General features: G+C 49.2%; 10 protein-coding genes and 2 pseudogenes. 8 read left to right on the forward strand and 4 right to left on the reverse strand.

Annotated features, from left to right (window positions below; all coding sequences use genetic code 11):
* The 8 genes and pseudogenes from HMPREF1986_RS13345 to HMPREF1986_RS00960 form a co-directional block, all read left to right on the forward strand.
* A pseudogene (locus HMPREF1986_RS13345) lies at positions 1 to 220 on the forward strand (hypothetical protein); the annotation flags it as partial.
* A 28-nt stretch (positions 221 to 248) separates the two neighbouring features.
* Positions 249 to 842, forward strand: a complete 594-nt coding sequence (locus HMPREF1986_RS00930; protein ID WP_021772829.1) for a major tail protein — start codon at positions 249 to 251, stop codon at positions 840 to 842.
* A gap of 50 nt (positions 843 to 892) precedes the next feature.
* Entirely contained in the window at positions 893 to 1,273 is a 381-nt protein-coding gene (locus tag HMPREF1986_RS00935; RefSeq protein ID WP_021772830.1) for a hypothetical protein, read from the forward strand.
* Positions 1,274 to 1,546: 273 nt separating this feature from the next.
* Positions 1,547 to 2,026, forward strand: a complete 480-nt coding sequence (locus HMPREF1986_RS00940; RefSeq protein WP_036598683.1) for a DUF2975 domain-containing protein — start codon at positions 1,547 to 1,549, stop codon at positions 2,024 to 2,026.
* 12 nt (positions 2,027 to 2,038) lie between these two features.
* Positions 2,039 to 2,263: a helix-turn-helix domain-containing protein gene (locus tag HMPREF1986_RS00945; protein WP_021772833.1), complete on the forward strand. Its 225-nt coding sequence runs from the start codon at positions 2,039 to 2,041 to the stop codon at positions 2,261 to 2,263.
* A gap of 1 nt (position 2,264) precedes the next feature.
* Positions 2,265 to 3,074 (forward strand): hypothetical protein, encoded by an 810-nt coding sequence (locus tag HMPREF1986_RS00950; RefSeq protein ID WP_036598686.1) that lies wholly within the window; start codon positions 2,265 to 2,267, stop codon positions 3,072 to 3,074.
* Positions 3,075 to 3,077: 3 nt separating this feature from the next.
* A complete protein-coding gene (locus HMPREF1986_RS00955) occupies positions 3,078 to 3,257 on the forward strand; it encodes a hypothetical protein (protein ID WP_021772835.1) in 180 nt (59 codons plus the stop codon).
* A gap of 82 nt (positions 3,258 to 3,339) precedes the next feature.
* A complete protein-coding gene (locus tag HMPREF1986_RS00960; protein ID WP_021772836.1) occupies positions 3,340 to 5,337 on the forward strand; it encodes a phage tail tape measure protein in 1,998 nt (665 codons plus the stop codon).
* 76 nt (positions 5,338 to 5,413) lie between these two features.
* Here the strand turns inward: HMPREF1986_RS00960 and HMPREF1986_RS00965 are convergent, their stop codons facing one another.
* The 4 genes and pseudogenes from HMPREF1986_RS00965 to HMPREF1986_RS12750 all read right to left on the reverse strand — a co-directional run.
* Complete coding sequence (locus HMPREF1986_RS00965) at positions 5,414 to 7,033, reverse strand: transposase (RefSeq protein WP_036598688.1); 1,620 nt, start codon at positions 7,031 to 7,033, stop codon at positions 5,414 to 5,416.
* Positions 7,034 to 7,473: 440 nt separating this feature from the next.
* Positions 7,474 to 7,659: a hypothetical protein gene (locus tag HMPREF1986_RS00970; protein ID WP_036598689.1), complete on the reverse strand. Its 186-nt coding sequence runs from the start codon at positions 7,657 to 7,659 to the stop codon at positions 7,474 to 7,476.
* 142 nt (positions 7,660 to 7,801) lie between these two features.
* On the reverse strand, positions 7,802 to 8,302 hold the full coding sequence (locus HMPREF1986_RS00975; RefSeq protein WP_021772839.1) for a helix-turn-helix domain-containing protein: 501 nt from the start codon (positions 8,300 to 8,302) through the stop codon (positions 7,802 to 7,804).
* Between the two features lie 217 nt (positions 8,303 to 8,519).
* A pseudogene (locus HMPREF1986_RS12750) lies at positions 8,520 to 8,771 on the reverse strand (transposase); the annotation flags it as partial.
* Between the last annotated feature and the right edge of the window lie 321 nt (positions 8,772 to 9,092).

Consider the following 9,092-nt stretch of genomic DNA (forward strand, 5'->3'; position numbering starts at 1 on the left):
TAAATCCTTGAGGAAAATCTGTCAACCATTATTGGCAATATCAGTTGTCTATGCGGAGTTTCAGAATCTGAACATAGAACTGTATACCGATGAGAAGAATCCGGAACTGGAAGAAAAAGTCCAGGCGGTGCTTACCCGCCATGAACTGTTCTGGCAAAAATCAGAGGTATGGATTGAAACTGAAAAAATGTATGAGGTGCTGTACCAACTGACGGTATAGCCAACAATAGAAAGCGAGGTAAAGAATTATGCCCAATACGAACAACAAGGTGAAGTTCGGCCTTAAGAACTGCCATTACGCATTAGCCACGCTGGATTCGGAGACTGGCACCGTCACGTTCGGTACGCCTGTTGCCATTCCCGGCGCGGTGAACCTGTCCCTCGATCCCGAGGGAGACACGGAGCCGTTTTACGCCGATGACATGGTATATTACACCACGGTGGCAAACAACGGCTATTCCGGCGATCTGGAGATTGCCCTCATCCCGGACAGCTTCCGCAAGGATGTTCTGAAGGAAACCGAGGACACCAACGGTGTTCTGGTCGAGGACGCTACGGTGGAGCCGGAGCATTTTGCTTTGCTTTTTGAGTTCTCCGGGGACAAGAAAAAGATCAGGCACTGTATGTATTACTGCACGGCCGCCAGACCGACCATTGAGGGCTCCACGACAGAGGATTCCAAGGAAGTTCAGACCGAGAGCCTGGAGCTTACATCAACTCCGCTCCCGAACGGGCTTGTGAAGGTCAAGACCGGAGCCAATACCGATGATACCGTCTACAACAACTGGTACAAGAGCGTATATCAGACTCCGGCATCGGATTCCGAGAACGGACAGGGTTAATCACAGGGGCAGGGCTTCGGCTCTGCCCGTTTCATTGATTGGAGGACATTATGGCACTTACAAAAACGATCAACATCGATGGCAAAGATGTAACTTTCAGAGCGTCTGCCGCCATCCCGAGGATATACAGGAACAGGTTCCACAGGGATATCTACAAAGACCTGCGCGACCTTCAGAAAGGCATCGATGGGGAGAACCCGGAGGAATCCACACTGGACTCTTTTTCGCTGGAGCTTTTTGAGGATATCAGCTACATCATGGCAAAGCACGCTGATCCGGCAGGCGTTCCCGATACTCCCGATGAGTGGCTGGACGGATTTGGGACTTTCTCAATTTATCAGGTCCTGCCGGAAATCATCGAGCTCTGGGGACTCAATGTCCAGACTCAAGTTGAGTCTAAAAAAAACTTCGATCGACTGACAGGGAAATGACAACGCCGCTGCTTCTTCTAAGAGCGGTGCAGTTGGGCGTACATATCAGTGAGATGGATCTGCTGACCATCGGTTTAATCAACGATATGTACTGCGAAATGCAGCGGGATGAGGAACCACATGCCCAGCTGGCAAGCCAGGAGGATTTTGACCGGTTCTGATGCAAAAATCTCTGTTTTGAGATGATAATTTATTGTAAAACGAAAAATAATCATTGACAAACAACAGCGGCGGCGATATACTTCTCCATAGTGAATTATGGAGGTAGATGTCATGGAACAGAAATCCTTATCAAAATGGCTTAAGGTCATACTTATCGGTGTGGGACTCTGCGGACTGGTGGTGTACTTCTTTATCTTTCCAAGTTACGGAGATTCCCTGGTGTACAGTTATCCGGAGTTTGGGGATCGCTACTGGCCTTGGCTGATATTCCTGTGGGTCAGCGGAATCCCCTGCTATGCGGTGCTTGTGCTTGGATGGAAAATTGCATCCAACATCGGGAAGGATAAATCCTTCTCTGATGATAATGCCAAGTATCTGAAATGGATATCCTGGCTTGCGGCGTGTGACGGCATCTTCTTTTTTGTAGGAAATGTTGTCCTGCTCTTGGCGAATATGAGTCATCCGGGGGTTGCCCTGTTCTCTCTGCTCGTTGTATTTGCCGGTGTTGCTGTTGCAGTTGCCGCTGCGGCCTTATCTCATCTGGTGCAGAAGGCAGCGGCATTGCAGGAACAGAGTGATCTTACGATTTGACGGGAGGGGCATATGGAAGGCGATATTATTTTTAACATCGATGTTATGCTCGCCAAGCGTAAGATGAGCGTAACGGAATTAGCTGAAAAGGTCGGGATAACACTTACGAATATGTCCATCCTGAAAACTGGGAAAGCGAAAGCAATCAAGGTCAGCACCCTTTCAAAGCTCTGTGAGACATTGGATTGCCAGCCGGGTGACCTGCTCGAATATAGACCGAAGCAGGAGGATGCATGATATGGGAAGAAAAGTTGCTAATGGCGTTATCATCGCCTTAAATATAATAGGCGTTATATGTCTGGCGTACTTTGCAATTCCGTATCTGACATATGACACCAGCGTCCCCAATCCTGATGCTATGCTTCCGCTGGCAAGATGGGAAGGTGGCGGCATGGCTCTTACATTAGGGCTTATCCCACTGATTGCCGCAAATGTGCTGGCAATGATATTCGTTGGAAAGGGAAAGAAAAAGCTGCTTAGAGCATTGTTTCTGATTCCGTGTCTTGTCTGCATGGTAATCGTGGCACATTTCTGGGTTACTTCATTGTCCGCTGATGCGAGAAAACCCGGGAAGGCAACAGAGCCTGTAGTGATGGTGCAGGTGCATTTGAAGGATGAGAATAAAACCGAATATGGCCTGATATATGATGATGGCGGTATGGAGATCCTTGATAGCAGCTTTGATGCATCAGGAACCAGTATTTATGTGGCTGATTTTTCAAATTTTGAATCCTCGATAGATCGCCAGAAAAATATGGTTGTCAATCGAGTAGTTGGTACTTCGGTTACGGACGCAGATGGAAACAAGGCTGATGCCAGCGATTCGGTGAAGGCTGTAATATATGCGGTTGCATCTGATATTAACCACGATATTATCGAAGCTAAAATCTTCAAGACAGGTGGTAAATATTTTGTTGCTGTACAGACAAATGTAAACTGGGTGTCCCCCTGTGACTTCTATAGGTTTGATGAAGAATCGGGCAGGCTCGTATCTCTTTACAGCCGGGATAATGCCGATGTGCAGCAAGTTTCGGCCTATGAGGAGTAAGGAATGGGATTCACATCAATCTTAGCAATAGTTGTCATTGCCCTGCTGGTCATCGCTGTCAAGATTATTATTGATGGCGTGAAGAGCAGAAACTGGAAAAAGGTTATAATCACGGGTGTTGTGACATGCGTATGCATGGCACTTATATGGTTCGGATTCATAAGTTTTATCACCTCAATGTAAGACTTTTGGATAAATGACTGAGAATGAGCATCTCTTCGGAGGTGCTTTTCTTTTGCGAATTTTTGGGAAGGAGGCTTAGCGCATGGCTGGCAGAATACAGGGCATTACTGTCGAGATCGGCGGCGATACCACAAAACTACAGACTGCCCTGAAAGGCGTAAATACTGAAATCAGAAACACCCAGAGCCAGCTGAAGGATGTCGATAAGCTTCTGAAACTCGATCCCGGCAACACAGAGCTTCTGGCGCAGAAGCACAGGCTCCTGGGGGATGCCGTCAAGGAAACGAAGGAAAAGCTGGAGACCTTAAAGACGGCAGCGGAACAGGCAGAGGAAGCACTGAAGAACGGCACGATTACGCAGGAGCAGTACGACGGTCTTCAGCGCGAGATTGCCGAGACAGAGGCAAAACTGAAATCTCTGGAAGAACAGGCTAATCAGTCTGTGACCGCTCTTCAGAGCATTGCCGCCAAGGGCGAGAAGCTGAAAACGGTCGGTGACAATATCACCAGTGTCGGTCAGCGTTTCCTTCCTGTGACAGGTGTCGTGGTTGGTCTCGGAACCGCTGCCGTAAAGGCGGCGGCCGACTTTGATTCCGCCATGAGCAAGGTTGCGGCGGTCTCCGGCGCGACAGGCTCTGACCTTGAAGATCTCCGGGATAAAGCCCGCGAGATGGGTGCCAAGACAAAGTTCTCCGCCACAGAAGCCGCCGAGGCCATGAATTACATGGCGATGGCTGGCTGGAAGACCGAGGATATGCTCTCCGGTATCGAGGGTGTTATGAATCTGGCGGCGGCTTCCGGAGAAGACCTCGCTACGACTTCTGATATCGTTACGGACGCGCTGACCGCTTTCGGACTGACTGCTGCGGATTCCGGTCATTTTGCGGATATCCTTGCGGCGGCAAGCTCGAATGCCAACACGAATGTTTCCATGATGGGCGAGACCTTCAAGTACTGTGCGCCTATCGCCGGAGCACTCGGTTTTTCCGCTGAGGACACGGCAGAAGCTATCGGCCTTATGGCGAACGCTGGTATCAAAGGCTCCCAGGCAGGTACTGCGCTTCGAACCATTATGAACAACCTTACCGGGGACATCCAGCTTTCCGGGCAGGCTCTGGGTGATGTAACGATACAGACCACCAATGCGGACGGTTCAATGAGAGACCTGTCCGATATCTTGGCTGACTGCAGGGGAGCCTTCTCCCAGCTGACAGAATCGGAGCAAGCACAGGCGGCAGAAGCACTGGTCGGCAAGAATGCCATGTCCGGTTTCCTTGCGCTGATGAATGCCGGGGAGGCTGATATCAACAAGCTGTCCTCCGCGATCAATAACTGCGACGGCACAGCGGCAAACATGGCAGAAACCATGCAGGACAACCTTGCCGGACAGCTGCAGATCCTGAAATCACAGCTTGAGGAGCTTGCAATCTCCATCGGAGAACTACTGATGCCGTCCATCCGTGCAATCGTAGGCTGGATTCAGAAAGTCGTGGACTGGCTGAATTCGCTGGACGAAGGAACGAAAAAGACCATCGTCACTATTGCACTTGTGGCAGCGGCTATCGGTCCGGTACTGATTGTGGTCGGAAAAGTTATATCTGCGGTCGGCACAATTATGACCATCGTACCGAAACTGGCCGCCGCGCTGAATGTGGTGAAGGGTGCTTTTGCCGCACTGAACACCACCATGCTGGCCAATCCGATATTCTTGATTATTGCTGCGATTGCGGCTCTGGTGGCCGCCTTCATATACCTTTGGAACAACTGCGAAGAGTTCAGGCAGTTCTGGATTGACCTCTGGGAGAATATTAAGGAAATCGCGGTTGCGGTCTGGAATGCGCTGAAGAACTTCTTCACCAAGGCGTGGGAGGCAATTAAGACCACAGCGGAGACTGTCTGGAACGCTATTAAAGAGTTCTTTACCGGGCTGTGGGAAGGAATCAAGGGAGTATTTACGACTGTGGTAAACGCCATCTCGACCTTCCTGTCCAACGCATGGAACGGGATCAAGAACACGGTCACTACAGTATGGAATGCGATATCCACGTTCTTCAGTAATATCTGGAACAAGATTAAATAGTACTTTCCCAACCAGTTAGACTATACCCTTATGAAGACGCTTCACCTACCAGTTGTGATGATACCGCCGATCACAGTCATTGCTGATCTGAGCTTGGGGTGCCGACAGTTACTTTCGGTTTGTTTTTGCTTCCCTTTGGACGACCGCGCTTCCGTTTTCCTTCTTGGAGAACGGTTTTCGATTTGGATTCTCTGGGCTTATTCTTACTGCCTTTTGGACGACCAGGTTTCTTCTTCTCTGGTTCGGGTGGTTTCGGGATCAACTCAAGTTTCTCCAGGATCTCCCTGTGAGATGGATTCAGGCGGATCAACTGCCACTCGGTTCCTTCTGTACGCGCCTTTTTTGCGCGGGCGAGAACGGACATGATCTTCTTGTATGTCCGGTCCTCCAGAAGCTGTACCCGGTCAAAAGCCTTGATCAGGCGGAACGTCAGGAGCGTTGACAGGAAGTCACAGAACTCGCTGCCGATTACGGAGTAATCATCCTGAACACGGGTTTCATCAAACTCGCATGCGGATTTGTAGAACCTCATGACTACTTCGATCTCCCAGCGTTTGTCATAGGCTTTATAGGCCGTTTCGGCAGGGAGATCAAGATTACACTCAAGCACGATCGTTCCGAATGTCTGCTGTTTTTCGCGGAGGACTTCAAGGCTGTATTTCTTATTCTTCTTCGCCCGGCGCAGCCAGTCGCGCTCCTCTTTGGACGCTTTATAACTGTCGCGGAAGGAGTAGAGCCATTTGTCAGTCCCGGTACACTTTTCCTTCCTGAAGGTGATGCCTTCATACCCGGGAAGAATGTCGGTAAAGTCCAGCATGTGGTGCCTGTTGATCAGCTTTGAGTTCCGCTTGACCGGATTGAGGTAATGCAGATCCGGATGCATTGCAAACTGCTCATGCGCTGCTGATTCCGGAAAGCCTTTATCACCGACGATGATGCCTTTCGTGATTCCATTCTCGGAGATGAATTCACCGTAAGCGGTGGCGTCAAGCATGTTTCCGGGAAAGCACTTGGAACACACCGGCTCCATTTCCTCAAGGTCAAAGGCATACAGGACAGATATATCCCGTGTCCCTTTTATCCTTGCCTTCCGGGAGAAATCAGAAAGGGAGTTGACCTTTGACGCATCCGATTTTAAGGTTCCGTCGACAAGGAGGTGATGGTCTATTGCAACAGCATCTGCACGGTTCTTCATAAGCTTCACGATCCGTGATAATGCCTTGCCGAGATCATTCAGGAACGTGCATACAGTGTTCTTTGAAAGAGGGGTACCCGGATACAGTTCCGAAAGGAAACTCGTATCATAGGCTTCCTTCAACTCACAGTCTTTGATACCCGGATCGCAAACTCTAAGGATCGCGATGCAGTAGATCTTCATCGTATCCGCCTGGTTGTAGACAGACATCAATTCATGCTTGATGCCGGAAAACTGGTGATCACACAGAACAATACCTGCCCAGTCCTTGAGATCAATCGGAGCAGATGCGACGCTTACAGCCGCCTCCTTTTCGTTCGGGACATACATGCCATTTATGATGTGTCCGATCGTGGGGCCGTTGACCGGAAGGTGGCGTCCGTTATCGTTCCGGCACCCAATGCGCTGGCGTACGGCATACAGGCTTTTATCCTTGCCATACGCGATGATGACTGTGTTTTTCGGTCTGGCAACAGCCAGGATATCTTGTGGTATCGGCATATGCGTCACCTCCATATATAGTCTAATTATAACAAAAATTGGACTATATGAAAGAAGTTACTGCAATAGAATGTCGACATTTTTCAACGAATAAATGGGGCAGAACAGCGTATACCGCGCAATATCGGAAAGTCAAAGCCAATGATTCTGCCTTGCAACTACTTACGAGGTGAGATTTATAGGTTTTGTATAGTCTCATCCATTGGGAAAGTTGTAGTTAAACATAGAGGACGCCTTTCGTGATTTGGTTTAGTTTGGTCGCTAAATACTTTATCACATCAAATGGTCGTTCTCTATTTTATTGTCTGAGCTATCCTATCCTACAAAAACTTTACGCTGGCCACAAAAGCCCCCTCTTCGCAGGCGGCAGCCAGCGTAAGCTTAGCCGGTCCCTTTCGGATAAGAATTTCCCTTCTCCAAAAAAGAACAGGAAATCCCGCTCACAAAGCTGAGATTTCCTGTTCCATAATAGTATCTTCTCCAACATAAAGCCTGTATATTTCCATGCGGATCGCTGCGGCAGCCATACGCAAATCGGTTCCGGTAATAAATCCGGCTTCTTCGCCGAGCAGAAAGGCCGCAGTCTCTGCTGTCTCATCACTCATCATGCTCCGCTGCGGGGGCATCAATCCTCCTATGCCCTCTCTATCGGCCGCAGATTCATTATGGAAAGGTGGTGTAAACATTCACCCTTCGCTTCTCCCCTAGCTTTCCCCTCCCCATATCACAGCTCCATTACCGGAACCTTCAAAAAGCATCACGGCTCAATCACGGCTCATTTTCTCCATCCGGTTCCGCTTCTCCCATAGGTCTGGGCTTTTGCTTTTTTTGCAGAGCCGGGTCCATAAACCGGACGGGGCGCTTCCCCGGTCCCCGCTTCCGGTCTGCGGAATCGCCGCCCCTGTGAACCTGCAAAAAGATGTGCTCGATATTTTCCCGAACCTGCTGGCAGATCAATTCCTTCATATTCATGAAATAATCATGAAAGGAACTGGACTCCGGAGAGAAATTCCCAAAAAGGAGTGCATCCGGAGAAACTGACAGAGCATTGCAGATTTCCAGGAGACATTCCAGACTGCATCCAATTCCTCCGCCCTCTAAGCGGGAGATGGTATTGGTCGTCGAAGAGATCCTTGCGGCGAGATCCCGCTGCCGAAGATGCTCCCTCCTCCTGTATTTCCGAATCTGAGATCCGATCTTTTCCCAGTCAATCCTGTGAAGTCTCGCGCTTCCCCGACGGGGAGCATCATGTTGTTCCAATCTTTTCATGCTGTTCCTCCCTTCATAAAATTGCCTGTTTCTTCTATAATACACTCCTTGTCAAGATCTTTTCGACGACTTATTCGAACAGCTGTTGAATAACGCACAAGATTTTGGGGTATGGGAAGAAATTGTAATAAAAAGTAAGTAAATCGTTATAAATCCAACAGTCAGAAAAGGCTTCTCATCCGGTGGTATTCCTTGACGGGGGGGTGCGGACATTTTTTTAGACAGCCACCCCCAACTCCTTTCTATACTGAAGAGGACTGAGTCCTCCGAGTGTTGATTTGATTCGATCTGTGCAGTACCAGCGAATATAACTGTCGATCTCATATTTTAACTCAGCAATCGAACAGCCCTCCCAACTGCGGTTATAGAACATCTCGTTTTTTAGATGTCCGAAGAAGCCTTCACAGGCAGCGTTGTCTGGTGAACAGCCTTTTCTCGACATAGATCTTGTGAGTCCTGCGTCATTAACTATTTTGTTCTGGTCAAGCGTTTTTGTAACACTTATGGCTTAAATTTCATGAAGTTCCTGACGGGAAGCACTCCCATCCCACTGCGTCAAGGACAAGCGTCCGGATAGCCGTGCCTGCGGCATCCTTGACGCAGTGGGATGCTCGCACAGGTGTGCAGCCAAGAAGCTGCAGGGCAACTTCTGCAGAATAGGCAGCTGCCTCATATTTTACGCGATATACCGGGCCTCGAATGGTGTTTTATATTCGTTGTATGAATGCGGACGGGCATGGTTATATGTGACATAAACGTATTCCTCAATACTTCTATACAGCTCGTCCTC

The organism is Oribacterium sp. oral taxon 078 str. F0263, assembly GCF_000469565.1.
Classification (GTDB): domain Bacteria; phylum Bacillota; class Clostridia; order Lachnospirales; family Lachnospiraceae; genus Oribacterium.

Excerpts from the sequence above, each read along its gene's own strand:
- HMPREF1986_RS00945 (WP_021772833.1), top strand. The coding sequence starts at position 2,039 with ATGGAAGGCGATATTATTTTTAACATCGATGTTATGCTCGCCAAGCGT.
- HMPREF1986_RS00950 (WP_036598686.1), top strand. The coding sequence starts at position 2,265 with ATGGGAAGAAAAGTTGCTAATGGCGTTATCATCGCCTTAAATATAATA.
- HMPREF1986_RS00960 (WP_021772836.1), top strand. The coding sequence starts at position 3,340 with ATGGCTGGCAGAATACAGGGCATTACTGTCGAGATCGGCGGCGATACC.
- HMPREF1986_RS00975 (WP_021772839.1), bottom strand. The coding sequence starts at position 8,302 with ATGAAAAGATTGGAACAACATGATGCTCCCCGTCGGGGAAGCGCGAGA.
- HMPREF1986_RS00930 (WP_021772829.1), top strand. The coding sequence starts at position 249 with ATGCCCAATACGAACAACAAGGTGAAGTTCGGCCTTAAGAACTGCCAT.
- HMPREF1986_RS00935 (WP_021772830.1), top strand. The coding sequence starts at position 893 with ATGGCACTTACAAAAACGATCAACATCGATGGCAAAGATGTAACTTTC.
- HMPREF1986_RS00955 (WP_021772835.1), top strand. The coding sequence starts at position 3,078 with ATGGGATTCACATCAATCTTAGCAATAGTTGTCATTGCCCTGCTGGTC.
- HMPREF1986_RS00940 (WP_036598683.1), top strand. The coding sequence starts at position 1,547 with ATGGAACAGAAATCCTTATCAAAATGGCTTAAGGTCATACTTATCGGT.
- HMPREF1986_RS00970 (WP_036598689.1), bottom strand. The coding sequence starts at position 7,659 with ATGCCCCCGCAGCGGAGCATGATGAGTGATGAGACAGCAGAGACTGCG.
- HMPREF1986_RS00965 (WP_036598688.1), bottom strand. The coding sequence starts at position 7,033 with ATGCCGATACCACAAGATATCCTGGCTGTTGCCAGACCGAAAAACACA.